The organism is Bradyrhizobium sp. SZCCHNRI1029 (genome assembly GCF_032487555.1).
In the GTDB taxonomy this organism is placed as follows: Bacteria; Pseudomonadota; Alphaproteobacteria; order Rhizobiales; family Xanthobacteraceae; genus Bradyrhizobium.
Map to the genome: position 1 here is coordinate 220,483 of NZ_JAUEUK010000002.1, position 26,610 is coordinate 247,092.

Genomic DNA, 26,610 nt, shown 5'->3' on the forward strand with positions numbered 1-26,610 from the left:
TCAGGGCTCGGGCCGGATGCCGGGCAGCCGGACGATCTCCTCGGCGAGATAGTCGATCAGCAGCCGCACGCGCGCGATGCCGGCACGCTCCGGGACGATCAGCATGTTGAGGGGAGTCGATGGCAGACGGTGGTCGGGCAGGATGACCGTCAGCCTGCCAGCCGCGATGAGGTCGTCGACCAGCCACGCATGGCTCCCGCCGATTCCGCGCCCGGACAGCACGGCCTCTCGAACCGCGAGTCCGTGATTGGTGCGGAAGCAGCCTCTGAACGGCACCTCATGGCGTTCTCCGTCGGGTCCCATGACGACGAGCGACTCGCTGCCCGCGACGTTGGTCATGCGGACGCCGTCATGCCCGATCAGCTCCTGCGGCGTGCGCGGCGTGCCGCGTTTCTCCAGATAGTCCGGCGAGGCGACAAGAAGCCGGTGCGAGTAGCCGAGCGGCCGCAGCTTCAGAGAACTGTCGGTGAGCGGAGCGAGACGCAGTGCGATGTCGACACCCTCCCGCACGAGGTCGATGCGCTCGTCGGTCAAATTGAGATCGATCGCGATGTCCGGATAGCGATCCTGGAACGCGAAGACCAGCCGCGTGATGTGCAGGATCCCGAAGGCCGCCGTACAGGAGATCCGGATCGTGCCGGCGGCGGCGCCACGCGCACCGCGTGCCTCGTCGCCGGCCTGGTCGATCAGGCGGAGGATCTGGACGCAGTTCGCGTAATAGCGGCTGCCTTCGTCGGTCAGGGTGACGCGCCGGGTGGTGCGGCTGAGCAGCGGCACGCCGATCGCATCCTCCAATTCCTGAAGGTGACGCGAGATGGTGGATTGGCCCAGCCCGAGCTCGCGCGCCACGGCCGACAGGCTGCCGCGCTCGGCAACCCGGACGAAGCTGCGCATGTTGATGAGGCTGATGCCTGACTTATCCATAAATCAGCATAATGTTATCGATATATGCCATATAGTGGATAGGTGGGCGCGCGTCTATGTTCCGGCTGTTCCAGCAAAGGGATCAAGGCCATGAATGTGCTGCTCGTCTCCGCCCACCCAGAACCCCGCTCGCTCAACGGCGCCCTACGCGACGTCGCGGTCGCCGAGCTCGAATCTCAAGGCCATCAGGTCAGGGTCTCGGATCTCTATGCGATCGGCTGGAAGGCGGCTGCGGATCGCGCCGACTTTCCGCAACTGCCGCCGGATGCGCGCCTCAACGTTGCCACCGCGTCGGGCGAGGCCTTCAAGACGCACACGCTCACTGACGACGTCAGGGCCGAGCAAGAGAAGCTCTTGTGGGCCGACGCGGTCATCCTGCAGTTCCCGCTGTGGTGGTTCACGATGCCCGCGATTCTCAAGGGCTGGGTCGACCGGGTGTATTCCTACGGCTTCACCTATGGCGTCGGCGAGCACAGCGACAAGCGCTGGGGCAACCGCTACGGCGAGGGTGTGTTTGCCGGCAAGCGCGCGATGCTGGTCGTGACCACCGGCGGCTGGGAGGAGCACTATTCGGCGCGCGGCATCAACGGGCCGATCGACGATCTCCTGTTTCCGATCAACCATGGCATCCTGTTCTATCCCGGCTTCGACGTGCTGCCGGCCTTCGTGGCGCACAAGGCGAGCCGGATCGACGAGGCCGGATTTGTTGAGATCGCTGACCGACTGCGCGCGCGGATGCGGACGCTGTTCACGGATCAGCCGATTCCGTACCGGCGGCAGAACCACGGCGACTATCTGATCCCGTCGATGCAGCTTCGTCCTGAGCTCGGCGCGCCGGACGCGCGCGGCTTCGCGCTGCATGTCGACGCCGCGCGCTGACGCGATGTGGTAGGTCGCGAACGCCGCCGCATAGGCCAGCGCGAACATGTAGAAGAAGGTGACAGCCATCCAGCGCCAGCTGCCGGTTTCTCGGCGGATGACGGCGAGCGTCGAGGCGCATTGCGGGGCGAAGATGTACCAGGCGAGCAGCGCCAGCGCCGTGGCGAGGCTCCATTTGCTGGCCAGCACCTGTCCGATCTGCTCGGCGGCCTCCTTGCCGCCTTCGATCGCATAGACGGTGCCGAGCGCGGCGACTGCGACTTCGCGGGCGGCCATGCCGGGTACCAGCGCCACCGCGATCTGCCAGTTGAAGCCGACCGGCGAGAGCAGGGGGGCGATCGCCTGGCCGATCATCGCCGCGAGGCTGTAATTGATCGCGGGCTCGGTCGCGCCCTCCGGCGGCTGCGGGAACGACGCCAGGAACCAGATCAGCACCATCATCGCGAAGATCGTGGTGCCGGCGCGCTGCAAGAACATCTTGGCGCGGGTGTAGACGCCGATCGCGATGCTGCGCAACCGCGGCATCTTGTAGTCCGGCAGCTCCAGCATGAACGGCGCCGGCTGGTAGTCGCGCATCAGGAAGAACTTGACCAGGAACGACACCAGCAGCGCGCTGATGATCCCGGCGGCGTAGAGCCCGAACATCACCAGGCCCTGCAGGTTGACCAGGCCCCAGATCTTCGTCGGCGGGATGAAGGCCGAAATGATCAGCGTATAGACCGGGATCCGCGCCGAGCAGGTCATCAGCGGCGCGATCAGAATCGTGGTGAGCCGGTCGCGCCGGTTGTCGATCACGCGTGTCGCCATGATGCCGGGAATGGCGCAGGCAAAGCTCGAGAGCAGCGGGATGAAGGCGCGGCCATGCAGCCCGGCGCCGCCCATGATGCGGTCCATCAGGAACGCCGCGCGCGCCATGTAGCCGAAATCTTCCAGGAGCAGGATGAACAGGAAGATGATGATGATCTGCGGCAGGAAGACGATGACGCTGCCGACGCCGGAGATCACCCCGTTCTGCAGGAAGCTCTGCAGCAGGCCTTCGGGAAGCTCGTCGTGAACGAGCTGGCCGAGCGCATCAAAAGCCGCCGATAGCACCTGCATCAGCGGCTGGGCCCAGGCGAACACCCCCTGAAACATCACGAACAGGATCGCCAGCAGGATCAGCAGGCCGCCGACCGGATGCAGCGCGATGGCATCGATCCGGGCGGTCCAGGTATCGGGCCGCTCGGGCAGGCTGACCGTCTCCGCGATGATACGGTCGGCCTCGCGCTGGGTGGCGCGCAGCTCCGGGACCGTGAGGGGACGCCAGGTGTTGGCGCGCTCTCCGGTGGCCGCGGCCGCCTGGGCCAGGAGCTCGTCGGTCAGCCGCAGCAGGTCGTCGGTGCCGCCCTTGCGCACGGCGATCGACGTCACGACCGGCACGCCCAGCGCCTGCGACAGCGCGGAGACGTCGACCGTTACGCCGCGCCGCTTGGCGATGTCGAACATGTTGAGCACGAGCGCCAGCGGCCGGCCGGTGCTCTTGAGCTCGAGCAGCAGCCGGATCGTCAACCTGAGGTTGGTGGAGTCGGCAACGCACAACACCAGGTCGGGCAGGACCTCGCCGGTGGCACGTCCCAGCACGAAATCCCTGGTGATTTCCTCGTCAGGGCTGCGACCGCGCAAGGAATAGGTGCCGGGCAGGTCGACCAGCGAGACCTGGCGGCCCTGCGGGGTGACGAAGGCGCCCTCTTTGCGCTCGACCGTGACCCCGGGATAGTTCGCGACCTTCTGGCGGCTTCCCGTCAGCGCGTTGAACAGCGAGGTCTTGCCGCTGTTGGGCGTACCCACCAGGGCCAGATGCAGCAGAGGGCTTTCCATGACGACGCTTTCCGCGCGGCCTATGCCACGATGACGGCCATGGCCTCGCGCCGGCGGACCGCGACGGTGATGTTGTCGACACGCACGGCGATCGGATCGCGCCCGACGATCCCCTCATGCAGGATTTCGACCCGGGCGCCCTCGACGAAGCCCAGTTCGATCAGCCGGCTCTCCAATTCGACGTCCGGCAGGGACGAGCTCGCGCCGCCCGCAGCCAGATGCTGGATTGTTCCGGTATAGCCTCGCCGGGCGAGACCGAGCGGCTGAGGCGGCCTTGTATCGCAAATTTCGCTCATAGCCTGTATTTTCAATCGCGTGCCAAGAGGTCAAGCGCGGCATGTTAAATGCCGCGGCATCTTAGAGCGATTTTAAACAGGCCGGGCGGATCGCCGTCTGATCTGCCTCAAGGAGCCGCGGCGGCTGCCGTGTGCCGGGTGTCCACCGCCGCCTTCGGCTCGAGGCCTGAAGACGCTGCGGCGCGGCTCTTGAAGTGGTCGAGCACGAACAGCCGGATCGCCGAGGACAGGTTGCCCTGCTGGCGATTGTTGTCGATCTCTCCGACCAGCTCGGACAGGGTCATGTTACGGAGACCCGAAATCTCCTTCATGCCGTTCCAGAAGGCCTCTTCGAGGCTGACGCTGGTCTTGTGGCCTGCGACCACGATTGAACGTTTTACGACGGGCGACTTCATCACGCGTCCTCGCCATTGATACGATGTTGATCGAGTAATTCGTTCGCGCGCTTGTCGCGTTGGGCGTCAGTTGCGCGTTCGGACTTCGTCCTGCCGAAGCGAGCGCGGTTGCTTTCGGCGACCTTCGCTTCCTGATCGCGCTCCACGCGCTTTCTGAAACGCTTCAAGTTGATGACATCACCCATGCTTGCTCCAATCATCTAAGCCATCGAACGTCGCGACGAGAGCATGCGCATTGCGCGGATGAGCCCAGGCGTTCTCCAGACAATCATGTCATCGCTCCCTGATAGTTCGATGGCCATTCGCGTCGTTGCGAGCGGGATTTGTTTACTCAACAAACGCAGCAGAACTTGTAGTCGAGAGTATCCTTTAGGGGTTAACAGCGAGAATTGCATCACCCCCCGTAGTACTACGGGGCTACCGCTACGCTCGCCCCGGCCTTGTCATCCTCTCGGGTTGAACGAGGCGGTCGAATTCGTCCTCGGAGACGAGACCGAGCCGCAAGGCCTCTTGTTTCAGCGTGGTGCCGCGCTGATGCGCTGATTTCGCGACCTTGGCAGCGTTGTCGTAGCCGATCTTCGGCGCAAGCGCTGTCACCAGCATCAGCGAGCGCTCCATCAGCTCGCGAATGCGAGCAGCGTCGGCCTGAATACCGGTTACGCAATGTTCGCTGAATGAACGTGCTGAATCACCTAGTAATTGTATGGACTGCATCATGCAATGTGAAAGCAATGGTTTGTAGACGTTCAGTTCGAAATGACCCTGACTGCCGCCCATGGTGATCGCCGTGTGATTGCCGAACACCTGGCAACACACCATCGTGAGCGCTTCGCACTGCGTCGGGTTCACCTTGCCCGGCATGATCGAGGAGCCCGGCTCGTTCTCCGGCAGGATCAATTCTCCCAATCCGGAGCGCGGGCCTGAGCCGAGGAAGCGGATGTCGTTAGCGATCTTGAACAGGCCGGCGGCCGCCGCATTCAGCGCACCATGGGTGTACACATAGGCGTCGTTGGACGCGAGCGCCTCGAATTTGTTGGCCGCGCTGGTGAAGGGCAGGCCGGTGATGTCGGCAACATGCTTGGCGAACAGCTTTGCGAACTTCGGATCCGCGTTCAGGCCGGTGCCCACGGCGGTGCCGCCCTGCGCCAGCGGCAGGAGATCCCGCGCCGCAATCTCGATTCTTGCGATCGCGCTCTCGACCTGCGCGGCGTAGCCGGAGAACTCCTGCCCCAGCGTGAGCGGCGTGGCGTCCTGGGTGTGGGTGCGGCCGATCTTGACGATGTCCGCGAACGCCTCCTGCTTGGCGCGCAATGCCGCCAGCAGCTCCGACAGCGCCGGCACCAGATGGCCCGAGATCGCGCGCGCTGCGGCGATGTGCATCGCGGTCGGGAACGAGTCGTTGGACGACTGGCTCATGTTGACGTGGTCGTTCGGATGAACGGGCTTCTTGGTGCCGCGCTCGCCCCCCAGCAGCTCGCTGGCGCGATTGGCGATCACCTCGTTGAGGTTCATGTTGCTCTGGGTGCCCGAGCCGGTCTGCCAGACGACCAGCGGAAAGTGGTCGTCGAGCTTGCCGTCGATGACCTCCTGCGCCGCTTGGACGATGGCGTCCGCCATGCGCGGCTCGAGCTGGCCGAGCTCGCGGTTGGTCTGGGCCGCGGCCATCTTCACCAGCGCAAGCGCGTGCACGATGCCGATCGGCATGCGGTCGTGGCCGATGCGGAAATTCTGACGGCTGCGCTCGGTCTGCGCGCCCCAATAGCGATCGGCGGCGACCTCGATCGGGCCGAAGCTGTCGGTCTCCGTGCGCGTCGCTCCGTGCGATGATGGATTTGCTGAATGTGCCATGAAGCATGCCCATGATTGGTGGTGAACCGGCGTCGACCGGTTCAAGCATGCTTCAATCTCGTGGTCCAACCGGCGTTCCGCGCGCGGCGAATGCGCCTACTTCTTGCGGAAACGGTCCAGGCGCACGACCTCGGCGCCTTCTCCCGGCGAGGCTGGCGGGAGCGGCTTGTCGTCGCTGGTCTCGGCCGGTGTCGCAGGCTGCGGACCGGCGATGGCCGATGGCGCCGGTGCGGCCGGCAGCTTCGGAGCTGGCGGCGTCTCGGCAATCGCCTCCGACGGCTCGAACTGCAGTCCGAATTGCACCGACGGATCGAAGAAGCTCTTGATCGCGTGGAACGGCACCACGAGGCGCTCAGGGATGCCGCCGAACGACAGGCCGACCTCGAACCGATCCTCCGAAACCACCAGATCCCAGAACTGGTGTTGCAGGATGATCGTCATCTCCTCCGGATATTGCGCGAGCAGCCGCGGCGACAGCTTCACGCCCTCGGCCTTGGACACGAAGGTGATGAAGAAATGATGCTCGCCCGGGAGACCATGGGCAGCAGCGTCGGTCAGCACCCGGCGCAGCACCCCGCGCAACGCGTCGCGCGCCAGCACATCGTATCGAATATGATCCGTCGCCATGATCGGTCCTGTATCGTGAGGGCTGCGCCCGACGTGTCGAGCGGCCGCGCCCGGCAGGCAGCAGCATTCCCGACTCGCGTCAGTCACATCGTACCCGGCATCGGTGCCGAGGTCAGCAGCCATGCCGGTCGATCGCCAGATATGGGAACGGGTAGAAGCTGGCGGAAGTCCGGTCAACGGAGGAATGAACGGATGACGCGCCAAAAAACTGGGGACAGCACGGCCCGCGACGGGGAGACCGGCCAAAGCGGGGCAAATGAAAGTGGAGGCTTCTGTTGCCAGGTGCCTCCGAACCCCGCCTAACGGAGCTTAACCCGTTAGGACTTTAAGGTGGTCTTTCAAACTGCGTTACGCAGCCTGAGCAACCGGAGCAAAGTTGTCGTTGGCAACTATTGCAGTAGCCCGATAACGGCGGAACAATACCGGGAAAAAGCTCGCCCTTTACGCCCTCGTCGATCCTATTTCGCCCCCGCCAAAACCCATCCGTCGGTGGGCTTTGGTGGAGGCGCCGGGTACCGCCCCCGGGTCCGAATGGTTTATTTCGACGGCGATTTATTTCCATAGCCGGCAAGCCGGCACCCCCTATATAGGCCGCCGGCCGGCGGATGCACAGGGCCGAAACGCCGCGGCGCGCGACAAAAATGTGGGCGGCTGCTGGGAACCTCTGGTTCGACCTTGGCAGCCTGGTTTTCGTCCTCCTACAGTGCGGCATGCCTCCCGAAGCTGCGCAGGTTGCCTCTCCCGCTGCCGACATCGCCAGACACCCGCCCAGCCTCCGCACGCTCTTCTTCGCATTCGCGAAAATGTCGCTGTCGGGCTTCGGCGGCGTGCTGGTGTTCGCGCGGCGTGCGATCGTCGATGAGCATCACTGGATGACGGCGGAGGAGTTCAACGCGACCTTCGCGCTCTGTCATTTCCTGCCCGGACCGAACATCGTGAATTTCTCCGTGGTGTTCGGCGCGCGATTGCGCGGTGTCGCGGGTGGAATCGCTGCCTTTGCAGGCCTGCTCGGACCACCGATGCTGCTGATCACCTCTCTCGGTGCCATCTACGGTCATTTTGGACAAGCCGACACGTGGCGACGGGCGCTTGCAGGCGTGTCCTGCGTGGCCGTGGGTCTGCTGGCGTCGGTGGTGTTTCGCATGATCTCGCCGCTCCTGAAGAAGAGCGACGTGGCGGGCGTTGCCGTCGTGGCTGGCGTGTTCGTGGCGATCGGGCTGGCGCGCCTGCCGCTTCAGGAGGTTCTGCTGGTGGCCGTGCCGCTCAGCCTAGCCGTCACCTATGCCAAGACGCGGTCGGCACGATGAGCGGGGACGACAATCCGTTGTTCCAGCTGTTCTGGACCTTTGCGTTGATCTCGCTGTTTGCGGTTGGCGGCGCAGTGGCGGCGATTCCCGAACTGCAACGTGTTGCAGTCGAGGCCCGGCACTGGATGACGGACAAACAGTTCGCCGATCTGTTCGCACTCTCGCAATTGTCGCCCGGGCCCAACGTTCTGATCGTCACCCTGATCGGCTATTCGGTCGCAGGCGTGGCAGGTGCGGCGGTCGCGACGATCGCGATGTGCGGTCCCACCGCCGTGCTCTCCTATTTTGTCAGCCGCTGGCTCTCGAATGCGCGGGATGCGCGCTGGCCCGCCATGCTGCAGGCGACGCTGGTGCCGTTGTCGATCGGCTTGATGGCGGCGAGCGCATGGATTCTCGGTCAGGCTTCCGACCAGACGTGGCGGGCGTTCGCGCTGACGGTCCTTGCCGCAGTCGTTGCATCTATGACGCGACTCAATCCGCTCTGGCTGCTCGCCGCGGGCGGCTGTCTTGGTTTTGCTGGCCTTCTCTAGGGAAAGTCGCTAGGCAAAATAGAAGCGCGACCGGTTTGCTCCGGGCCGCCGAACGAAAACAGTGCCGGCCATCAAGGCCGATCGGGGGGGGGGCGAGGCATGGCCGAGACCACGGGCCAATTGTCGGGCGAAACGGCGGGCATGTCGGCCGCCCGCAGCGTGACCGGCGCATCGATCATTCTGGTCCTTGCCTTCGCGCCCCAGATCATCGAACTGCTGATCGCCTTGGCCGGTCTTGTAGGTCCACTCTCCGGACGCGGTCCGCTGCAGGTCATTGGAGCCCATGCGTCGGCCTTGTCAATGGCGATCCCGAGCCTGGCGCAGCAATATGCCGCAAGCGGCAAGACCTCGCTGTCTTCCGATGTTCTGCTGGCTCTCATCTACACCTATCCGCTGATCGCGGTCGCGGTGTTCACATTCATGGTACGTCCACGCGCGCCGCAGGACTATTTCGGCGGCGTCGTGCTGATGGCGATCGCGCTGTTCGCGTTGTGGGCCTCCAGCGACCTGCAGGGCATGCGCGGCTTCTCGTTCGGTGCCGGAACTGCGCCGCGGATGTTCGGTCTGCTGCTGCTAGGGCTCGGAGCTGCCGTGGCCGTGATCGGCGTCGTGAGTGAAGGCGCGCAGCTTGCGACCTATCACTGGCGCGGACCGCTGTTCGTCTCGCTCGCGATCCTGACCTTCGCCGTCTCCATTCGCCCGCTCGGACTATTGGTCACGGGGCTTGCAAGCTTCCTGATCGCGGCGATCGGCAGCCCCGAGACGCGCTGGCGCGAGGCCCTGATCGTCGGCATCTGCCTGACCGGCGGCTGCGCGCTGCTGTTCCCCTACGTGCTGGGGTTGCCGATGCCGCTGTTGCCGCGTTTCCTTTTGCAGTGAGGGCGTGATGGATCTGTTTGCAAATCTCGCCCACGGTTTCGCCGTCGCGTTGTCGCCAATCAATCTGCTGATGTGCCTGATCGGCGCGCTGGTCGGCACGCTGGTCGGCGTTCTCCCGGGCATCGGGACCATCGCCACCGTCGCGATGTTGCTGCCGATCACCTTCGGCCTGCCGCCGGTCGGCGCGCTGATCATGCTGGCCGGCATCTACTACGGCGCCCAGTATGGCGGCTCGACGACCTCCATCCTGGTCAACATTCCCGGCGAGGCGACGTCGGTGGTGACCGCGCTCGACGGCTTCCAGATGGCGAAGCAGGGCCGTGCCGGTCCGGCGCTGGCGATTGCCGCGATCGGCTCATTCTTCGCCGGCTGCGTTGCCACCGTGCTGATTGCGATCCTCGGCGCGCCGTTGACCAAGCTCGCGCTGGCGTTCGGCCCGGCCGAGTATTTCTCGCTGATGGTGCTGGGCCTGATCTTCGCAGTCGTGCTGGCGAAGGGCTCGGTGCTGAAGGCGATCGCAATGATCGTGCTCGGCCTGCTGCTGTCGATGGTCGGCTCGGACATCGAGACCGGCGTCTCGCGCATGGCCTTCAATATTCCCGAGCTCGCCGACGGCCTGGGCTTTGCCACCGTCGCGATGGGCGTGTTCGGCTTTGCAGAGATCATTCGCAATCTCGATGCCGGCGCGGAGATGGACCGCGACCTCGTGCAGAAGAAGATCACCGGCCTGATGCCAACCAGGAAGGATCTGAAGGACTCCGCGCCGGCGATCCTGCGCGGCACGGTGCTCGGTTCGATCCTAGGCATCCTGCCGGGCGGAGGTGCGGTGATCGCCTCGTTCGCGGCCTATACGCTGGAGAAGAAGATCGCGCGAGATCCGTCGCGGTTCGGTCGCGGTGCGATCGAGGGCGTCGCGGCGCCGGAGAGCGCCAATAATGCGGCGGCGCAGACCTCCTTCATTCCGCTGCTGACGCTCGGCATTCCGCCGAATGCGGTCATGGCGCTGATGGTCGGCGCGATGACCATCCACGGCATCGTGCCGGGCCCGCAGGTGATGCAGAAGCAGCCCGATCTGGTCTGGGGCATGATCGCCTCGATGTGGATCGGTAATCTCATGCTGATCATCATCAACCTGCCGCTGGTCGGCATCTGGGTGCGGCTGTTGCGCGTGCCATACCGGCTGATGTTCCCGTCGATCGTGATCTTCTGCGCGATCGGCATCTATTCGGTCAACAACGCGCCGGTCGACGTCGTCCTGGCGGGCGCGTTCGGCCTCGTCGGCTACTGGCTGATCAAGCATGATTTCGAGCCGGCGCCGCTGTTGCTCGGCATGGTGCTGGGCCCGTTGATGGAGGAGAACCTGCGCCGGGCGCTGCTGATCTCGCGCGGCGACTGGTCGGTGTTCCTGACGCGGCCGCTGTCGGCCGTGCTGCTCGCGATCGCGGCGGGGCTGTTGGTGCTGGCGGTGCTGCCGACGTTGCGCCGCAAGCGCGACGAGGTCTTCGTGGAGAGCGAAGGCTGACCTGCGTCGGCGGACCGGACGCCGGAGTCGCTCGGGACGCTGGTGAAGGGCGAGATCGTCAAATGGTCCGCGGTCCTCAAGCCGGCGAGCTCGTACGGAGCGGCCATGGATCGGGAGGGGGGGCGGAACGTGCGGTTCCGCCCTTGTCGTTTGCAGCGGTGGCCGACATTTTTCGGGGTATAATTGGCGGCCGGGCCGAGTCGAGGCTAGGGCCGGGCGATCCCTGTCGTTAAATTCGCCGCCTTCTGCGAAAGGCCGCCAGCGCGCACCATGCACCAGTATCACGACCTGCTCGAACGCATCCTGTCCGACGGCGCCGAGAAGCACGACCGCACCGGCACCGGCACGCTGTCGGTGTTCGGCCACCAGATGCGCTTCAACCTTGCGGCCGGCTTTCCGCTGGTGACCACCAAGCGGCTGCCGCTCAAGGCGATCGTGCACGAGCTGCTGTGGTTCCTGAAGGGCGACACCAACATCAAATATCTGCACGACAACGGCGTCACCATCTGGGACGAGTGGGCCGACGCCAATGGCGATCTCGGCCCCGTCTACGGCTATCAGTGGCGCTCGTGGCCGACGCCGGACGGCGGTCATATCGACCAGATCACGAACGTGATCGACATGATCAGGCGCAATCCGGATTCGCGCCGGCTGATCGTGACGGCCTGGAACCCGGCCGACGTCGAGAAGATGGCGCTGCCGCCGTGCCACTGCCTGTTCCAGTTCTATGTCGTGAACGGCAGATTGTCGTGCCAGCTCTACCAGCGCTCGGCCGACGTCTTCCTCGGCGTGCCCTTCAACATCGCATCCTATGCGCTGCTGACGATGATGGCGGCGCAGGTGACGGGATTGAAGCCCGGCGAATTCGTGCACTCCTTCGGCGACGTGCATCTCTATTCCAACCATATCGAGCAGGCGCGGCTGCAGCTCACGCGCGCTCCCCGTCCGCTGCCGACCATGACGCTCAATCCGGACGTCAAGGACATCTTCGGCTTCCGCTACGAGGACTTCGCGCTCGCCGGCTACGATCCGCATCCGCATATCAAGGCCGAGGTCGCGGTCTGACGCATGCCGGTTTCGATCCGTAGCGCCCGGCCTGACGACATCGGAAGCGTATTCGCGCTGATCCGGGAGCTCGCCGACTACGAGAAGCTATCGCACGAGGTCGGCGCGAGCGAGGCCGGCATCGCCGGCGCGCTGTTCTGTGAGCACCCGACGCTGTTCTGCGATCTCGCCGAATGGAACGGCGCGGTGGCGGGCTTCGCGGTCTGGTTCGTCAACTTCTCCACGTTTGCCGGCAGGCCAGGGATCTATATCGAAGACCTGTTCGTGCGGCCGGCGTTTCGCCGCAATGGCATCGGCCAGGCCTTGCTCGGTCACCTCGCGCGGACCTGCGTCGAAAAGGGCTGGGCGCGGCTGCAATGGTCGGTGCTCGACTGGAATGCTCCTTCCATCACTTTCTACAAATCGCTCGGCGCCGAGCTCATGGACGAGTGGACGCTATGCAAGGTGACCGGCGAAGCTCTGGCTCAACTGGCGGAGAGGGCGCCGTGATCGAGATCGTGCTGATCGTCGCGGTCGCCGACAACGGCATCATCGGCGCCGCCGGTGCGATCCCGTGGCGGCAGAAGAGCGACATGCAGCGCTTCAAGGCGATGACCATGGGCCGCCCGATCGTGATGGGCCGCAAGACCTTCGTCTCGTTTCCGCGCCGGCCGCTGCCGGGCCGCACCAACATCGTCGTCACCCGCGATGCCGAGTTTCGCGCGCCGGGCGCGATCGTGACCCATACCGTCGATGAAGCGCTCGGCATCGCGCGTGGTGATGCGCTGCGGCGTTCAGCCGCGGAGATCGCGGTCATCGGAGGCACCGAGCTCTTTGCTGCGACGATGCCGATCGCCGACCGGCTGGAGATCACCGAGGTGCATGCGAGCCCGCCTGGCGATACCGTGTTTCCGGCGATCGACCCGGCCCAATGGGAAGAGGTGGCGCGGGAGCGCCATGCCTCGGGGCCCGACGATCAGGCCGAATTCTCCTACGTCACCTATCGCCGGCGGCGGTGAGCGTTTCGCCGGTCGGATCGACGCGACGGCCCCCTCAAGACCATCCGTTAATGATGAAGTCGCGCAGTTTGGCCGCGTGGCGGAGCTGAGGCCGCGGCAAACCGGCGCTTCCGGCCCTGTTTACATTGACAAAACCCGGTTCGGGCTTAGCTGGAGCGCTACGTTGTAAGGGGCGGGGCCGTCCCTTATAACCCGGCGACCGTCGGGGCCGGCGTTGGTGTATACTCAGCCTCTCGGAGGAGATCGATCGATGGCGTGGAAGAATCAGGGCGGAGGCCCGTGGGGTCAGGGTCCGAAGGGGCCCTGGGGCTCGGGACCGCAACCGGTCGGTCCAAGGCCGCCCGACCTGGAAGATCTTCTGCGGCGCGGCCAGGACCGGCTGCAGCAGTTCGTGCCGGGCGGCGGTTTCGGCACCGCGGGCGTGCTCCTGATCGTGCTCGGCGCCATCATCATCTGGCTCGCCTCCGGCATCTACCGCGTGCAGTCCGAGGAGCTCGGCGTCGTGCTGCGCTTCGGCAAGTATGTCCGCGATGAGCAGCCGGGCCTGCGCTATCACCTGCCTTATCCGATCGAGACCGTGCTGCTGCCTAAGGCGCTGCGCGTCAACTCGATCTCGATCGGCATCACCGCCAATGACGATCCCGGCCGGCGCGGCCGCGGCGGTCGCGATGTCCCCGAGGAAAGCCTGATGCTGACCGGCGACGAGAACATCGTCGACGTCGACGTCACCGTGCTCTGGCGCATCAAGCCGAAGGGCGCGGCCGACTTCCTGTTCAACATCCAGAACCCCGAGGGCACCGTGAAGGCGGTGGCCGAGAGCGCGATGCGCGAGGTGATCGGCCGCTCCAACATCCAGCCGATCCTCACCGGTGCCCGCACCGTGATCGAGCAGAACGTGCAGGAACTGATGCAGAAGACGCTCGACAATTACGGCTCCGGCATCCAGATCACCCAGGTGCAGATGCAGAAGGTCGATCCGCCGGCCCAGGTGATCGAGGCATTCCGCGACGTCCAGGCGGCGCGTGCCGACCTCGAGCGTCTCCAGAACGAAGCCCAGACCTATGCCAACAAGGTGGTGCCGGATGCACGCGGTCGTGCCGCGCAGATCCTGCAGGTCGCCGAGGGCTACAAGGAGCAGGCGATCGCCGAGGCCAAGGGCCAGAGCGCGCGCTTCCTCAAGGTCTATGACGAGTACAAGAAGGCGCCCGACGTGACCCGCGAACGGATCTATCTCGAGACCATGGAGCGCGTGCTCGGTGGCTCCGAGAAGCTCGTGCTCGACAGCGGCGCCACCGGCGGTCCCGTGCCGCTGCTGCCGCTCGGCGATCTCTTGCCGCGCCGTCCGGCGCCGGCCGCTCAGCAGGGAGGCGTCCGATGAGGTCCCCCGTTGCAGGCATCGTCGCGCTCGTCGCCGTGCTCGTGCTCGTCGTCATCGGCTACAGCTCGCTGTTCACCGTGAACCAGACCGAGCAGGCACTGGTGGTGCGGTTCGGCAAGCCGGTCGACGTCGTCACGGAGCCCGGTCTGAACTTCAAGGCACCGTTCATCGACAACGTGATCTCGATCGACAAGCGCATCCTCGACCTCGAGAACCCCTCGCAGGAGGTGATCGCGTTCGACCAGAAGCGACTCGTGGTCGACGCCTTCGCGCGCTACAAGATCAAGAACGCGCTGCAGTTCTACCAAAGCGTCGGTTCGATCCAGACCGCCAACGTCCAGCTCGGCACGCTGCTGAACGCCGCGCTGCGCCGCGTGCTCGGCGAGGTCACCTTCACGCAAGTCGTGCGCGACGAGCGCGAGGCGCTGATGCGCAAGATCCGCGATCAGCTCGACAAGGAGGCCGACGCCTATGGCATCCAGGTGGTGGACGTCCGCATCCGCCGCGCCGACCTGCCGGAGGCCAACAGCCAGGCGGTGTACAACCGGATGAAGACCGAGCGGCAGCGCGAGGCCGAGGAGTTCCGGGCGCTCGGCGGCCAGAAGGCCCAGGAGATCAGGTCCAAGGCCGATCGCGAGGCCACCGTGATCGTCGCCGAGGCCAACTCGCAGGCGGAGCAGACCCGCGGCGCCGGCGATGCCGAACGCAACCGGCTGTTCGCCGAGGCCTACAGCAAGGACCGCGACTTCTTCGCTTTCTACCGCTCGATGGCGGCGTATGAGAACGGTCTGAAATCCGGCGACACCCGCTTCCTGCTGCGGCCCGATTCGGAGTTCTTCCGCTACTTCGCCAACCCCTCGGGGAAGCCGGCGGGGGAGACGCCGTCCACCGCCAACTCGACGGCGGCCGTCGCGGTGCCGGCGCCCAAGCCCTGATGGCGCCTGCCTCGATGCCGGGGCCGTTGATCGGGGCGAATAAGAGTTGACATGGAGGGGGCGAAGCCGTTGCTTCGCCCCGTTACATATCAAGAAGATCGAACGGGAGGTCCGGGTCCGATGAGGTCCATTGCGTTTTCCGATTTCCTCATCGGATTAGGTATCCTGTTCGTGCTCGAAGGCCTGTTGTTCGCGGCCAGTCCGGAGTGGATGCGGCGGGCCATGAAGACCGCGATGACCACGCCCGACAACGTGCTGCGCGCAGTCGGCATCGGCTCGGCGGTGGCCGGCTTGGTCCTGATCTGGGTGATCCGGCGGCCGATCTGAGCGGTGGATTGTCGTGCGTTTGCGTGCCCCGTCGCACAGGAACGAGGCGCGACCGCTGCAATGACGGTCTGCTGCCCGGCCAACGCCATTGTGAGGCGATGGCTGCGCCATTTTGCCGTATTAGGTCGCCCTCAATGATGAATCTGCGGTCCGATCCGGCGTGCTTGCGTCCCCCGCCGGTTCCGGCGCACTGTAACAGTTGAATTTGCCGACTTTTCTGGAGATCCGCCCGATGACCGCAACCCTTGCTTTCAGCCGTCGACTGCGCCCGATCCTGACCGCGGCGGTCCTTGCCGCGGGCTGGGCGCTCGCGCCGGCCCCGGCCTCGGCGCGGGGGCCGGAGGGGATCGCCGATGTCGCCGAAAAGGTGATCGACGCCGTCGTCAACATCTCGACCTCGCAAACTGTCGAGCCCAAGGGCGGCTCGTCCGAGGGGCGGAACGCCAATCCGCAGGTGCCGCCCGGCTCGCCGTTCGAGGAGTTCTTCGACGATTTCTTCAAGAACCGCCGCGGCGGTCCGGGCGGCCGCGGCGGTGCCGACAACTCGCCGCGCCGAACCAACTCGCTGGGCTCGGGCTTCATCGTCGACGACTCGGGCGTTGTCGTCACCAACAACCACGTCATTGCCGATGCCGATGAGATCAACGTGATCCTCAACGACGGCACCAAGATCAAGGCCGAGCTGGTCGGCGTCGACAAGAAGACCGACCTTGCGGTGCTCAAGTTCAAACCGCCGCGGCCGCTGACGGTGGTCAAGTTCGGCGACTCCGACAAGCTGCGGCTGGGTGACTGGGTGGTCGCGATCGGCAACCCGTTCAGCCTCGGCGGCACCGTCACCGCCGGCATCGTCTCGGCCAAGAACCGCGACATCTCGTCGGGTCCTTATGACAGCTACATCCAGACCGACGCCGCCATCAACCGCGGTAATTCCGGCGGCCCGCTGTTCAACCTCGAGGGCGAGGTCATCGGCGTCAACACGCTGATCATCTCGCCGTCGGGCGGCTCGATCGGCATCGGCTTCGCGGTGCCCTCGAAGACCGTGGCCGGCGTCGTCGACCAGTTGCGCCAGTTCGGCGAGCTGCGCCGCGGCTGGCTCGGCGTGCGCATCCAGGGCGTCACCGACGAGATCGCGGAGAGCCTCAACATCAAGCCGGCGCGCGGCGCGCTGGTCGCCGGCGTCGACGACAAGGGACCGGCCAAGCCGGCCGGCATCGAGCCGGGCGACGTCGTCGTCAAGTTCGACGGCCATGACATCAAGGAGCCGAAGGACCTGTCGCGCATCGTCGCCGACACCGCCGTCGGCAAGGAGGTCGACGTCATCGTCATCCGCAAGGGCCAGGAGCAGACGCTCAAGGTCAAGCTCGGCCGGCTCGAGGACACCGAGAAGGTGCAGCAGGCGGCGATCAAGAAGGACGAGCCGGCCGAGAAGCCGGTGACCCAGAAGGCGCTCGGGCTCGATCTCGCCGCGTTGTCGAAGGACCTGCGCGCCCGCTACAAGATCAAGGACAGCGTCAAGGGCGTCGTCGTCACCGGTGTTGACCAAGCCTCCGACGCCGCCGAGAAGCGGCTGTCGGCCGGCGACGTCATCGTCGAGGTCGCCCAGGAGGCGGTGACCTCGGGCGCCGATATCAAGAAGCGCGTCGACCAGCTCAAGAAGGACGGCAAGAAGTCGGTGCTGCTGCTCGTCTCCAACGCCGACGGCGAGCTGCGCTTCGTGGCGTTGAGCCTGCAGTAGGGCACGATGCAGTAGGGTGGGCAAAGGCGCGCCGCGATGTGCGCCTGCTAAGGCGCTCTGTCCCGCGCCGTGCCCACCATCCGGCTCCGAGCTCGCGGCACGGCGGTGGGCACGCTGCGCCTGCGGGCGCTGCTTTGCCCACCCTGCGGCAGCTCCACACTCCGCTGTCGTCCCGGCCTCGAGCCGGGACCATAGCCCCCAGGAAGCAGTTTGGGGCGGGCTAATCATTGGCTGTTTGCTCATCACGACGGCCGCGGCGTACGGATCCCGGATCGGCGCCCCGACGCGCTGGCGCGCGCCGTGGCTTGTCCGGGACGACGACGGTTCGCAAGGCGAATTCACGGCTCAAACAGCGATCGACAGAGCTTTGCAGTCTCGCGGCGCATCGCGCCCGAGGCCTGCGATCAGTTCGTCCCTCTCGAAATGCAGAGGGCGCAGGGAATGCCGGGTGAAGGCCTCACCCATGGCCCGCCTGCGAAAAAAATGCAGGCGGCAGGTACCACAGGCAAAGCCGATTCAACCGGCATTCCCTGCGCGACGGTCTTCACGCTTATACGCAGTCTCCCTGGTGCGCCGGGCTTGTTGGCCACCATTGTCCGCGCGGCGCTTTAGCGCCGTCGCGAACGTGACACCAGCATCGGGGTGTCAGGACGCTGCGACTTCACGTCCGCAAGCGATCGTTCGTCCGCGCCCTCGTGAGAAGACGCTGCGATCTCTCGCGGCCATCGCTCCCCGCCTCGCGTGTCGTGACGATCGCGCGCAACGCCCCTCCGCAGTGAGGCGGGATGCGCGGATACAATCATGAATTCCGGAAATGCGCAAGGTGATTATTTTTATCAGAAGTTGGTGGGTCGCCATCCGCGAACTCCCGGGAGCGCCGGCTCAGAGCGACCGCTGATTGACCCGCTGCGACAGCGCCTCGGCGCTTTCCTTGCGCTCGGAGTAGCGGTCGACCAGATAGTCGGCGCGGTCGCGCGTCAGCAGTGTGAACTTGACCAGCTCTTCCATCACGTCGACGAGGCGATCGTAATAGGGGGACGGCTTCATGCGGTCCGCGTCGTCGAACTCCGCGAAGGCCTTGGGCACCGAGGACTGGTTCGGAATGGTGATCAGGCGCATCCAGCGGCCGAGCACCCGAAGCTGATTGACCGCGTTGAACGACTGCGAGCCGCCAGAAACCTGCATCACCGCCAGCGTCTTGCCCTGCGTCGGCCGGACGGCGCCGAGCGACAGCGGGATCCAGTCGATCTGGGTCTTCATCACACCGGTCATCGCGCCGTGCCGCTCCGGCGAGCACCACACCATGCCTTCGCACCATGTCACGAGATCGCGCAGCTCGCGGACCTTCGGATGGTCCGGCTCGGCGTCGTCGACCAGCGGCAAGCCGCGCGGATCGAAAGTCCGTGTCTCCGCGCCGAAGCGCACGAGAATGCGCGCCGCTTCCTCGGTCAGCAGCCGGCTGAACGAGCGTTGCCGGAGCGATCCGTAGAGCAGCAGGATTCGCGGAGGGTGGGAGGAGAGCGCAGGCTCCAGCAGCTTCGCGCGGTCGATGGCACGGAATGAGGTTTCGTCCAATTGAGGCATCGTGTCAGACAACGCGGTATCCTCCGGCAAAATGATCGGCGTTGGCCGTCCTCGTTCGCGATACGCCGGTACAAGCGCTCAGAACGCGATGTCCGCAGCGACGGCTTCGATGCCGGCCTTCGCGCAGATGTCGTCGTTGTCGCCTCCGGGCGCGCCGGATACGCCGATCGCTCCGACCTGCTGGCCAGCGGCCTCTATTGGCATGCCGCCGCCGACCATGACAACGCCGGGAACGTTGACGATGGCCCGCTCCGCGGCGTCCGGTCGTGCCAGCCGGGCTGCGAGCGTGCTCGTCGCCTCGCGCCAGCTCGCGGCCGTCCTCGCCTTGCCCGTCGCGGCCTCAAGGGTATGCCAGCCGGCGAAACGGTCGCGCAGGGTGACCAGCGCGAGCCCCGACGGATCGCTCACGGTCACGGCAGCCTGCCAGCCGCGTTTGCGGCACTCCGCGAGCGCCGCCTGTGCCGCTTTGAGCGCCGTGTCCGGCGCGATGATGCGCCGCGTCCACGTCGGTTCGTCGGCGCGCGCAACGACAGCCGGGCCGAGCAGGAGGACCGCTGCGAGCAGCGGACGCAACGCCATCACGCCGACAGCCATTTCGCCATGTCCTCGGCCTTCGGCAGCCCGCCCGCGTGAACGACCTTGCCGTCGATCACCACGCCCGGCGTCGAGGCGACGCCGAACTGGGCGATGTCGGCGAAGTCCGTGATCTTTTCCAGCTCGATCTCGATGCCGAGCTTGCTTGCTTCAGAGGAGGCCATTGCTGCGGTCTGAACACAGCGCTTGCAGCCGGAGCCAAGAATCTTGACGTTCTTCATGGGGCTTGTCCTTTCATCAGAACAGGGCGTTGAAGAGATAGCCGACGGCGACGATGCCGGCGGCGACGACGCCCGCGAAGACAGCGATCAGCCGGAGCGTCAGCACCTTGCGCAGAATGAGCATCTCGGGAAACGAAAGCGCGATGACGCTCATCATGAAGGCGAGCACCGTTCCCAGCGCCGCACCCTTGCCGAGCAGCGCCTCGACGACCGGAATGATGCCCGCAGCGTTGGCGTACATCGGCACGCCGATCAGCACCACGGCCGGAACGGACCACCATTGGTCCTTGCCCATGATCGAGGCGAGCAGGTCGTTCGGGACATAGCCGTGAATGAATGCGCCCGCCGCGATGCCAATGATGATCCATGCCCAGACGCGGCCGACGATGTCGCGTACCGCGTCGATCCCGGCCCGGATCCGATCGGCGACGGTCTGTGAATTGGGCTGCAACTCCGCCTGTCCTGCGCGCACGTTGCGAACCCATTCCTCGAGCCAGCCTTCGAGATGCAGGCGTCCGATGATCCATCCCGCCACGATCGCGACCGCCAGGCCGAAGGCCAGATAGATCGCGGCGATCCTCCAGCCGACCAGCGCGAACAGCAGGCCGAGCGCGACCTCGTTCACCATTGGCGCCGCGATCAGGAACGAGAAGGTCACGCCGAGTGGGACGCCAGCCGAGACGAAGCCGACGAAGAGCGGCACCGCCGAGCACGAGCAGAAGGGAGTGAATACGCCGAGGATCGCAGCCGCGACATTGCCGAGGCCCTCGCGCTTGCCGGCGAGCAATGCGCGAGTTCGCTCGGCTGAAAAAAAGCTGCGTACGACGCCCATGCCGAACACGACCAGCGTCATCAGCATCAGGACCTTGGGCGCGTCGAACACGAAGAACCGCGCGGCTTCTTCCAGATGGCTGTCGCGGGACACCGGCAGCGACGATACCAGCCATGCCGAGAACGCTTCCAGCTGCCAGTAGACCGCGAACCACAATGCGACCGCAGCTGCCGTCGCGATGATCCAGATCACAGCCGATGCCGACCCGTCAGGATAGGTCGAAGCTTCGGTTTTCATGCTGCACTCCTGTTCGGCTCAGGCATGGCCGCCATGACGGCGTCGAGGATGGCGCGGCGATCGGGCGTCAGGTCAGGGCTCAGCCGATACCGGACCCACTGGGCGTCACGCCGGTCGATGACGAGACCGGCGGCCTTGAGGGCGGACATGTGCCGGCTCATGCGCGATGCGCTGGCTCGGAGCTGCCGCATGAGCTCGCAGACGCAGTGCTCGCCGCCGTCCCAAAGGATGCGCAGGGCGGCGAGACGAGTCGGCTCGGCCAGAGCGGCGAGCAGCGGGACGGGATCGAACATGGCGGCAATATATTCGTACTTTCGTATTTGCGCAATAGCGCATATAATGGTTATGGATGTGCGATTTGACCGGCAATCGGCGCGGCGCGTGGCGTCAGGCTGATAATGGCTGGTGATGCGTGGCCCGCGCGGCGACGCCCTGCGAGATCCCGGTTGCGAAATCGGGCGAGCTGGCTGGCGTCAGGTCAATTCACGCGCGGATGGTCTTGCCGCCGGCGGCCGGAATGTGACTGTGCGGCTGGGCTCGACGACGCGGCTGCCGCGCCGGGTACGGAGGCGGAGAGCGTTGGCGTCGAAGACCCAGTAGGTGCAGCGGGCCGGGCGTCTGGGCTGCCCGGCGTGGATGTCCGGGATCTTTACCACGCGCGGCGCCACGCGTTATCTCGAACAGGGAGCGCGGCCTCGCCCGGCGAGACGCGCGCTGCCTATCCGACGATGGGTTGCCCGCGTTGCCTAGTTGCGGACGCTGCCCACGGTGATCGGAGCGACGAGCGCAGCGCTGCGGTGGTGCTGGGTGAGCACGGCGAGCTGGTGCGGCGAGGCGGCGCTGTCGGCATTCACCGCAATGGTCTGCTGCGCGGCGGATGCACCGACGACGGAGAGCTGGTGCGGGGTGGCCGGCAGCGCACCGACTTCGTAGCTCGGCAGCTCGCCGGCAGCGGCGGCGCCGCTCAGCAGCGCGAGGGCAAGAAGAGAGCCGGGAATGATGTGCTTGATGGTCATCGGGAGGTCCTTCTGTGACGATGATCGATTGCATCACCTGCAACCGCTTTCGCTTCCTTGGACACTCCCTAGCGTTGTCAGCTTTATATGCGCTGCAGCATGATTTGACAATTCATGGATTGGTGATGCGGTTAAAATGGCAGTTCGCGTCCCGCCTTGATACGTAAGGCGAATGATCTGATTTGCGATCTGAAATGAGATTGGAATGGAGTTGCGTGCGAGTGCGCTGGATTGAAACAAAATCCTGATGATGCGCTGATCGAGAGCCGATGAAGGCAGGGATTTGGTAACGGCTTTGCTTGCGGCGGCGATTCGCACACGGCAATGCGATTGCGATCGTCGAGCGTTCGCAAAACCGCTGCCCTCGCAATGACGGCATGGCGGCTGCCCATCAACGCGTCCTCTCTCACAGCCAGGAGAGGGCGCTGTATTGCGCAAAGGCTCGCGCGGCTACTTGGCCTGCCGCGCGGCCGCAGTCTCGTCAGTCGACGAACTGATCGCGCGTGTAGCCCTGGGCATAGAGCAGGGCGGTGAGGTCGCCGTGGTCGATGCGGGCCGAGGCTGCGGCCGAGACCGCAGGCTTGGCGTGATAGGCGACGCCGAGACCGGCCGCCTCGATCATGCCGAGGTCGTTGGCGCCGTCGCCGACCGCCAGGGTGTCGATCTCGTCGAGATCGAACGCCTCGCGCAGCTCGATCAGGGTAGCGAGCTTGGCGTCGCGGCCGATGATCGGCTCGCGCACCTCGCCCGTGAGCTTGCCGCCATCGATGATGAGCTCGTTGGCGCGGTTCTCCTGGAAGCCGATCTTGGCCGCGATGGCGCTGGTGAACAGCGTGAAGCCGCCGGAGATCAGGCAGGTATAGGCGCCGTTGGCGCGCATGGTCATCACCAGATGACGGCCGCCCGGCGTCAGCTTGATGCGCTTGGTCAGGACTTCGTCGACGACGCTCACCGGCAGGTCCTTCAGCAATGCGACGCGTTCGCGCAACGCCGGCTCGAACGCGATCTCGCCGCGCATGGCGCGCTCGGTGATGGCGGCGACGCGCGGCTTCAGCCCGGCGAAATCGGCGAGTTCGTCGATGCATTCCTGCCCGATCATGGTGCTGTCCATGTCGGCGAGGAAAAGCTTCTTGCGCCTGACGGCTTCCGCCTGCACGACGATGTCGATCGGCATGTCGCCGCGCAGGTCGCGCAGGCGCGCCTCGAGCTTGTGGACCTCGCCGTCGTGGGCGAAGGGGATGTCGATCGCGACCTCGTCGAACAGCCAGCGCGGCGTGCCCGGCGAGGGCAGAACGGCCAGGAAGGCCTCCACGATCGTGGTATCAAGCGCGGGATCGGCGGGATTGCAGATGAAGGTGGCGACGAGAGACATCAGGTGACTTTGCCAGGGATCAACAAAGCGCTGCTTATCGCAGGGCCGACCGCCAGCGGCAAGTCGGCGCTGGCGGTGGAACTTGCGCAAAAAGCGGGCGGGGTCGTCATCAACACCGATTCCATGCAGGTCTACCGCGATCTGAGGGTGCTGACGGCAAGGCCGACCTGCGACGAAGAGGCCACCGTGCCGCACCGGCTCTACGGCCATGTCGATGCCAGCGTGAACTACTCGGCCGGCCATTATGTCCGGGATGCCGCGGAGATCCTGGGCGAGGTGCAACGGGCCGGGCGGCTGCCGATCTTTATCGGTGGCACTGGCCTGTATTTCAAGGCGCTGACATCAGGGCTGTCCGCGGTGCCGCCCGTGCCGGATGAGGTGCGCGACGCGGTGCGTCTCAGGCTCGATCGCGACGGCGTCGAGGCCTTGCATGCCGAGCTGGCGCGACGCGATCCGGCGGCGGCCGCGCGGCTGAACGTCCGCGACCGCGCCCGCGTGGCCCGGGCGCTGGAGGTGATCGAGGCGACGGGTCGGCCATTGGCCGACTGGCATGCCGAGGCCACTCCGCCGCTGCTGCCGGAGGGCAGCTATCGGGCGCTGTTCATCGCTCCGGAGCGCGAGGCGCTGTATGCGCGGATCGATGTACGGTTCGATCTGATGCTGGAGCGCGGCGCGGTGCAGGAGGTCGAGCGGCTGGCCGCGCGCGGCCTCGATCCGCTGCTGCCGGCGATGAAGGCCCACGGCGTGCCGGCGCTGATCCGCTATATCAGAGGGGAGATCACGCGGGAGGAGGCGGCCGCCATCGGCAAGGCCGACACCCGCCATTATGCCAAGCGGCAGTTCACCTGGTTTCGGCACCAACTGCCGGAGTTCGAGTGGATGAGCCCGGAGGCGGCAAAGGGATGGGTCGTCAAACTCTAGCCGCATCGTCATTCCGGGACATCGCGAAGCGATGGGCCCGGAATCCATAACCACGATCGTGAGTATGGATTCCGGGCTCGCCCTCCGGGCGCCCCGGAATGACGACCTCGTTTGGAGATGGAGCCCGTACTCTCATCCAGCCTATTGCCTCGTTTCGGAGGCCAACCGCCAAATTACCGCTCGCCGAACGGAAAATTCCGCGTTAACATCGCAAAATCGCGCTGACGGGCCGGCTTTGCCTTGACATTGGGGCATCGCCGGCTATGTTTCGCGCAACCTTTGGGAAGCTCGCTCGGCATCATGCGCAACTTTATTTCCATCCTCCTTATCGCCGTCGTACCCAGGCGCACCGCCGGGGATGGCTAGCGGCCATCCAAATTCCGAGCGGTGCGCAGGGCCTTCCAGGGCCCTTTTTTATTGCCTGGAAGCCAGCGATCCGACCGAAACGACCCTGACCCAAGTGACCAAAACCGACTGACCAAAACCGACTGACCAAGACCGACTGACCAAGACCGACCAGCCGCTGACAGAAGCGATCCGGAGCCCACCATGACCGACAAGAGCCACGATCCGAACCAGATGACCGGCGCCGCGATGATCGTGCGCGCGCTCATCGACCACGGCGTGCAGCACCTCTTCGGCTATCCGGGCGGGGCGGTGCTTCCGATCTATGACGAGATTTTCCAGCAGAGCGAGGTCGAGCACATCCTGGTCCGCCACGAGCAGGGCGCCGGCCACGCCGCCGAAGGCTATGCGCGCTCGACCGGCAGGCCGGGCGTCGTGCTGGTCACCTCGGGCCCCGGCGCCACCAACATGGTGACGCCGCTGGCGGACGCGCTGATGGATTCGATCCCGCTGGTCTGCATCACCGGCCAGGTGCCGACGCATCTGATCGGCAACGACGCGTTCCAGGAATGCGACACGGTCGGCATCACCCGGCCCTGCACCAAGCACAACTGGCTGGTCCGCAACGTCAACGATCTCGCCAAGGTGCTGCACGAGGCGTTCTATGTCGCGACCACGGGCCGTCCGGGGCCGGTCGTCGTCGACGTGCCGAAGGACGTGCAGTTCGCGACCGGCACCTATCATCCGCCACGCAAGTCCGACGTCCACATCTCCTATTCGCCGCGCGTGAAGGGCGACGCGATGCAGATCCGCAAAGCCGTGGCGCTGCTGGCGGGCGCCAAGCGGCCGGTGATCTATTCCGGCGGCGGCGTCATCAATTCGGGGCCGGAGGCCTCGCGGCTGTTGCGCGAGCTGGTCGAGGTCACGGGCTTCCCGATCACCTCGACGCTGATGGGATTGGGCGCCTATCCGGCGTCGGGCACCAATTGGCTCGGCATGCTCGGCATGCACGGCACCTACGAGGCCAACATGGCGATGCATGATTGCGACGTCATGCTGTGCGTCGGCGCGCGCTTCGATGACCGCATCACCGGGCGCACCGATGCGTTCTCGCCCGGCTCGAAGAAGATCCACATCGACATCGATCCGTCCTCGATCAACAAGAACATCCGCGTCGACGTGCCGATCATCGGCGATTGCGGCGACGTGCTCGCCGACATCCTGCAGGTGTTCAGGGCCGAGGCGAAGAAGCCCGACATCAAGTCGTGGTGGCAGGAGATCGCCGTCTGGCGCGCGCGCAACTCGCTGGCCTACAGGCCGAACCGCGACGTCATCATGCCGCAATATGCGATCCAGCGGCTGTTCGAGCTGACGCGCGGCCGCGACACCTACATCACGACCGAGGTCGGCCAGCACCAGATGTGGGCGGCGCAGTTCTACGGCTTCGAGGAACCGCACCGCTGGATGACCTCGGGCGGTCTCGGCACCATGGGCTACGGCCTGCCGGCCGCGATCGGTGTCCAGGTCGCCCATCCAGACAGCCTCGTCATCGACATCGGCGGCGACGCCTCGGTGCAGATGACGATGCAGGAGATGTCGACGGCCGTGCAGTACGAGCTGCCGGTCAAGATCTTCATCCTCAACAACCAGTACATGGGCATGGTGCGGCAGTGGCAGCAGCTGCTGCACGGCAACCGCCTGTCGCACTCCTACTCGGAGGCGCTGCCGGATTTCGTCAAGCTCGCCGAGGCCTATGGCGGCGTCGGATTGCAGGTGAGCAAGCCCGGCGATCTCGACGGCGCGATCAAGGAGATGATCTCGGTCAAGAAGCCGGTGCTGTTCGACTGCCGCGTCGCGGCGCTCGAAAACTGCTTCCCGATGATCCCGTCGGGCAAGGCGCATAACGAGATGATCCTGCCGGCGGAAGCGAGCGATCCGGCCGCGGCGTTCGCGGGCGGCAAGGCGCTGGTGTGAGTCTGATAGGTT

General features: G+C 65.5%; 27 protein-coding genes, 1 other RNA gene and 1 pseudogene. 14 read left to right on the forward strand and 15 right to left on the reverse strand.

All coding sequences use genetic code 11. The annotated features are described in order from the left end of the window. Positions 1–924: a LysR family transcriptional regulator gene (locus QW861_RS06615; RefSeq protein ID WP_316183978.1), complete on the reverse strand. Its 924-nt coding sequence runs from the start codon at positions 922–924 to the stop codon at positions 1–3. A gap of 90 nt (positions 925–1,014) precedes the next feature. Here QW861_RS06615 and QW861_RS06620 point away from each other — a divergent pair, with 90 nt between their 5' ends. Beyond that, a complete protein-coding gene (locus QW861_RS06620) occupies positions 1,015–1,803 on the forward strand; it encodes an NAD(P)H-dependent oxidoreductase (RefSeq protein ID WP_316187339.1) in 789 nt (262 codons plus the stop codon). Here QW861_RS06620 and QW861_RS06625 read toward each other — a convergent pair. The 7 genes and pseudogenes from QW861_RS06625 to ssrA form a co-directional block, all read right to left on the reverse strand. After that, a pseudogene (locus QW861_RS06625) lies at positions 1,792–3,660 on the reverse strand (ferrous iron transporter B); the annotation flags it as partial. The gene QW861_RS06620 and the pseudogene QW861_RS06625 overlap by 12 nt on opposite strands. A 20-nt stretch (positions 3,661–3,680) precedes the next feature. After that, positions 3,681–3,956 carry a ferrous iron transport protein A gene (locus QW861_RS06630; RefSeq protein ID WP_315713372.1) on the reverse strand — a complete coding sequence of 92 codons (276 nt, stop codon included), beginning with the start codon at positions 3,954–3,956 and terminating at the stop codon, positions 3,681–3,683. A 107-nt stretch (positions 3,957–4,063) separates the two neighbouring features. Further along, positions 4,064–4,351, reverse strand: a complete 288-nt coding sequence (locus QW861_RS06635; RefSeq protein ID WP_315713371.1) for a ribbon-helix-helix domain-containing protein — start codon at positions 4,349–4,351, stop codon at positions 4,064–4,066. Further along, a complete protein-coding gene (locus tag QW861_RS06640) occupies positions 4,351–4,536 on the reverse strand; it encodes a DUF4169 family protein (RefSeq protein WP_315713370.1) in 186 nt (61 codons plus the stop codon). Before QW861_RS06640 ends, QW861_RS06635 begins: the two co-directional genes overlap by 1 nt. Before the next feature lie 238 nt (positions 4,537–4,774). Continuing rightward, the gene (gene fumC, locus QW861_RS06645) at positions 4,775–6,199 is read right to left on the reverse strand and encodes a class II fumarate hydratase (RefSeq protein WP_315713369.1); all 1,425 of its coding nucleotides are present in this window, start codon (positions 6,197–6,199) and stop codon (positions 4,775–4,777) included. Positions 6,200–6,295: 96 nt separating this feature from the next. Continuing rightward, on the reverse strand, positions 6,296–6,826 hold the full coding sequence (locus QW861_RS06650) for an SspB family protein (protein WP_315752475.1): 531 nt from the start codon (positions 6,824–6,826) through the stop codon (positions 6,296–6,298). Between the two features lie 261 nt (positions 6,827–7,087). Then, positions 7,088–7,442: a transfer-messenger RNA gene (ssrA, locus tag QW861_RS06655) on the reverse strand. Positions 7,443–7,536: 94 nt separating this feature from the next. Between ssrA and QW861_RS06660 the strand changes: the two genes are divergently transcribed. From QW861_RS06660 to QW861_RS06710, 11 genes are all read left to right on the forward strand, one after another. Beyond that, positions 7,537–8,133, forward strand: a complete 597-nt coding sequence (locus QW861_RS06660) for a chromate transporter (protein ID WP_315713652.1) — start codon at positions 7,537–7,539, stop codon at positions 8,131–8,133. Next, complete coding sequence (locus QW861_RS06665) at positions 8,130–8,663, forward strand: chromate transporter (protein ID WP_315713367.1); 534 nt, start codon at positions 8,130–8,132, stop codon at positions 8,661–8,663. Before QW861_RS06660 ends, QW861_RS06665 begins: the two co-directional genes overlap by 4 nt. Before the next feature lie 99 nt (positions 8,664–8,762). Beyond that, on the forward strand, positions 8,763–9,542 hold the full coding sequence (locus tag QW861_RS06670; RefSeq protein ID WP_315713366.1) for a tripartite tricarboxylate transporter TctB family protein: 780 nt from the start codon (positions 8,763–8,765) through the stop codon (positions 9,540–9,542). A gap of 7 nt (positions 9,543–9,549) precedes the next feature. Then, entirely contained in the window at positions 9,550–11,064 is a 1,515-nt protein-coding gene (locus QW861_RS06675) for a tripartite tricarboxylate transporter permease (RefSeq protein WP_315752476.1), read from the forward strand. 270 nt (positions 11,065–11,334) lie between these two features. Continuing rightward, positions 11,335–12,129: a thymidylate synthase gene (locus tag QW861_RS06680; RefSeq protein WP_315713364.1), complete on the forward strand. Its 795-nt coding sequence runs from the start codon at positions 11,335–11,337 to the stop codon at positions 12,127–12,129. Positions 12,130–12,132: 3 nt separating this feature from the next. Beyond that, complete coding sequence (locus QW861_RS06685) at positions 12,133–12,618, forward strand: GNAT family N-acetyltransferase (RefSeq protein ID WP_315713363.1); 486 nt, start codon at positions 12,133–12,135, stop codon at positions 12,616–12,618. Then, positions 12,615–13,127, forward strand: a complete 513-nt coding sequence (locus tag QW861_RS06690; protein ID WP_315713362.1) for a dihydrofolate reductase — start codon at positions 12,615–12,617, stop codon at positions 13,125–13,127. The genes QW861_RS06685 and QW861_RS06690 overlap by 4 nt, the downstream gene beginning before the upstream one ends. Before the next feature lie 250 nt (positions 13,128–13,377). Then, positions 13,378–14,505 (forward strand): FtsH protease activity modulator HflK, encoded by a 1,128-nt coding sequence (gene hflK / locus QW861_RS06695; RefSeq protein WP_315713361.1) that lies wholly within the window; start codon positions 13,378–13,380, stop codon positions 14,503–14,505. Then, on the forward strand, positions 14,502–15,440 hold the full coding sequence (gene hflC / locus QW861_RS06700) for a protease modulator HflC (RefSeq protein ID WP_315713360.1): 939 nt from the start codon (positions 14,502–14,504) through the stop codon (positions 15,438–15,440). The genes hflK and hflC overlap by 4 nt, the downstream gene beginning before the upstream one ends. A gap of 120 nt (positions 15,441–15,560) precedes the next feature. Then, the gene (locus QW861_RS06705; protein ID WP_315713359.1) at positions 15,561–15,767 is read left to right on the forward strand and encodes a DUF2065 domain-containing protein; all 207 of its coding nucleotides are present in this window, start codon (positions 15,561–15,563) and stop codon (positions 15,765–15,767) included. Between the two features lie 232 nt (positions 15,768–15,999). Further along, positions 16,000–17,502 carry a Do family serine endopeptidase gene (locus QW861_RS06710; RefSeq protein ID WP_315752480.1) on the forward strand — a complete coding sequence of 501 codons (1,503 nt, stop codon included), beginning with the start codon at positions 16,000–16,002 and terminating at the stop codon, positions 17,500–17,502. Positions 17,503–18,384: 882 nt separating this feature from the next. On the opposite strand, the gene arsH is transcribed toward QW861_RS06710, so the two are convergent. The 7 genes from arsH to serB all read right to left on the reverse strand — a co-directional run bounded on the left by arsH (position 18,385) and on the right by serB (position 23,358). Continuing rightward, positions 18,385–19,086, reverse strand: coding sequence for an arsenical resistance protein ArsH (gene arsH, locus QW861_RS06715; protein WP_315752894.1), 702 nt, complete (start codon positions 19,084–19,086; stop codon positions 18,385–18,387). Between the two features lie 78 nt (positions 19,087–19,164). Then, on the reverse strand, positions 19,165–19,680 hold the full coding sequence (locus QW861_RS06720; protein ID WP_315752734.1) for a heme-binding protein: 516 nt from the start codon (positions 19,678–19,680) through the stop codon (positions 19,165–19,167). Beyond that, a complete protein-coding gene (locus tag QW861_RS06725) occupies positions 19,665–19,901 on the reverse strand; it encodes a thioredoxin family protein (RefSeq protein WP_315752735.1) in 237 nt (78 codons plus the stop codon). The genes QW861_RS06720 and QW861_RS06725 overlap by 16 nt, the downstream gene beginning before the upstream one ends. 16 nt (positions 19,902–19,917) lie before the next feature. Beyond that, positions 19,918–20,970, reverse strand: coding sequence for a permease (locus tag QW861_RS06730; RefSeq protein WP_315752736.1), 1,053 nt, complete (start codon positions 20,968–20,970; stop codon positions 19,918–19,920). Next, the gene (locus tag QW861_RS06735) at positions 20,967–21,263 is read right to left on the reverse strand and encodes a metalloregulator ArsR/SmtB family transcription factor (RefSeq protein WP_315752737.1); all 297 of its coding nucleotides are present in this window, start codon (positions 21,261–21,263) and stop codon (positions 20,967–20,969) included. Before QW861_RS06735 ends, QW861_RS06730 begins: the two co-directional genes overlap by 4 nt. 453 nt (positions 21,264–21,716) lie before the next feature. Further along, positions 21,717–21,986, reverse strand: coding sequence for a hypothetical protein (locus QW861_RS06740; protein WP_315752738.1), 270 nt, complete (start codon positions 21,984–21,986; stop codon positions 21,717–21,719). Between the two features lie 481 nt (positions 21,987–22,467). Beyond that, complete coding sequence (serB, locus tag QW861_RS06745; RefSeq protein WP_315752739.1) at positions 22,468–23,358, reverse strand: phosphoserine phosphatase SerB; 891 nt, start codon at positions 23,356–23,358, stop codon at positions 22,468–22,470. Positions 23,359–23,361: 3 nt separating this feature from the next. Between serB and miaA the strand changes: the two genes are divergently transcribed. Both miaA and QW861_RS06755 read left to right on the forward strand, forming a co-directional pair. Next, positions 23,362–24,279 carry a tRNA (adenosine(37)-N6)-dimethylallyltransferase MiaA gene (gene miaA, locus QW861_RS06750; RefSeq protein ID WP_315752740.1) on the forward strand — a complete coding sequence of 306 codons (918 nt, stop codon included), beginning with the start codon at positions 23,362–23,364 and terminating at the stop codon, positions 24,277–24,279. A 549-nt stretch (positions 24,280–24,828) separates the two neighbouring features. Further along, on the forward strand, positions 24,829–26,598 hold the full coding sequence (locus tag QW861_RS06755; protein ID WP_315713347.1) for an acetolactate synthase 3 large subunit: 1,770 nt from the start codon (positions 24,829–24,831) through the stop codon (positions 26,596–26,598). Positions 26,599–26,610 lie beyond the last annotated feature (12 nt).

What these genes read in the sequence shown, in the direction of transcription:
- QW861_RS06615 (WP_316183978.1), bottom strand. Translation starts at nt 924, where the DNA reads ATGGATAAGTCAGGCATCAGCCTCATCAACATGCGCAGCTTCGTCCGG.
- QW861_RS06620 (WP_316187339.1), top strand. Translation starts at nt 1,015, where the DNA reads ATGAATGTGCTGCTCGTCTCCGCCCACCCAGAACCCCGCTCGCTCAAC.
- QW861_RS06630 (WP_315713372.1), bottom strand. Translation starts at nt 3,956, where the DNA reads ATGAGCGAAATTTGCGATACAAGGCCGCCTCAGCCGCTCGGTCTCGCC.
- QW861_RS06635 (WP_315713371.1), bottom strand. Translation starts at nt 4,351, where the DNA reads ATGAAGTCGCCCGTCGTAAAACGTTCAATCGTGGTCGCAGGCCACAAG.
- QW861_RS06640 (WP_315713370.1), bottom strand. Translation starts at nt 4,536, where the DNA reads ATGGGTGATGTCATCAACTTGAAGCGTTTCAGAAAGCGCGTGGAGCGC.
- fumC (WP_315713369.1), bottom strand. Translation starts at nt 6,199, where the DNA reads ATGGCACATTCAGCAAATCCATCATCGCACGGAGCGACGCGCACGGAG.
- QW861_RS06650 (WP_315752475.1), bottom strand. Translation starts at nt 6,826, where the DNA reads ATGGCGACGGATCATATTCGATACGATGTGCTGGCGCGCGACGCGTTG.
- QW861_RS06660 (WP_315713652.1), top strand. Translation starts at nt 7,537, where the DNA reads ATGCCTCCCGAAGCTGCGCAGGTTGCCTCTCCCGCTGCCGACATCGCC.
- QW861_RS06665 (WP_315713367.1), top strand. Translation starts at nt 8,130, where the DNA reads ATGAGCGGGGACGACAATCCGTTGTTCCAGCTGTTCTGGACCTTTGCG.
- QW861_RS06670 (WP_315713366.1), top strand. Translation starts at nt 8,763, where the DNA reads ATGGCCGAGACCACGGGCCAATTGTCGGGCGAAACGGCGGGCATGTCG.
- QW861_RS06675 (WP_315752476.1), top strand. Translation starts at nt 9,550, where the DNA reads ATGGATCTGTTTGCAAATCTCGCCCACGGTTTCGCCGTCGCGTTGTCG.
- QW861_RS06680 (WP_315713364.1), top strand. Translation starts at nt 11,335, where the DNA reads ATGCACCAGTATCACGACCTGCTCGAACGCATCCTGTCCGACGGCGCC.
- QW861_RS06685 (WP_315713363.1), top strand. Translation starts at nt 12,133, where the DNA reads ATGCCGGTTTCGATCCGTAGCGCCCGGCCTGACGACATCGGAAGCGTA.
- hflK (WP_315713361.1), top strand. Translation starts at nt 13,378, where the DNA reads ATGGCGTGGAAGAATCAGGGCGGAGGCCCGTGGGGTCAGGGTCCGAAG.
- hflC (WP_315713360.1), top strand. Translation starts at nt 14,502, where the DNA reads ATGAGGTCCCCCGTTGCAGGCATCGTCGCGCTCGTCGCCGTGCTCGTG.
- QW861_RS06705 (WP_315713359.1), top strand. Translation starts at nt 15,561, where the DNA reads ATGAGGTCCATTGCGTTTTCCGATTTCCTCATCGGATTAGGTATCCTG.
- QW861_RS06710 (WP_315752480.1), top strand. Translation starts at nt 16,000, where the DNA reads ATGACCGCAACCCTTGCTTTCAGCCGTCGACTGCGCCCGATCCTGACC.
- arsH (WP_315752894.1), bottom strand. Translation starts at nt 19,086, where the DNA reads ATGCCTCAATTGGACGAAACCTCATTCCGTGCCATCGACCGCGCGAAG.
- QW861_RS06720 (WP_315752734.1), bottom strand. Translation starts at nt 19,680, where the DNA reads ATGGCTGTCGGCGTGATGGCGTTGCGTCCGCTGCTCGCAGCGGTCCTC.
- QW861_RS06725 (WP_315752735.1), bottom strand. Translation starts at nt 19,901, where the DNA reads ATGAAGAACGTCAAGATTCTTGGCTCCGGCTGCAAGCGCTGTGTTCAG.
- QW861_RS06730 (WP_315752736.1), bottom strand. Translation starts at nt 20,970, where the DNA reads ATGAAAACCGAAGCTTCGACCTATCCTGACGGGTCGGCATCGGCTGTG.
- QW861_RS06735 (WP_315752737.1), bottom strand. Translation starts at nt 21,263, where the DNA reads ATGTTCGATCCCGTCCCGCTGCTCGCCGCTCTGGCCGAGCCGACTCGT.
- QW861_RS06740 (WP_315752738.1), bottom strand. Translation starts at nt 21,986, where the DNA reads ATGACCATCAAGCACATCATTCCCGGCTCTCTTCTTGCCCTCGCGCTG.
- serB (WP_315752739.1), bottom strand. Translation starts at nt 23,358, where the DNA reads ATGTCTCTCGTCGCCACCTTCATCTGCAATCCCGCCGATCCCGCGCTT.
- QW861_RS06755 (WP_315713347.1), top strand. Translation starts at nt 24,829, where the DNA reads ATGACCGACAAGAGCCACGATCCGAACCAGATGACCGGCGCCGCGATG.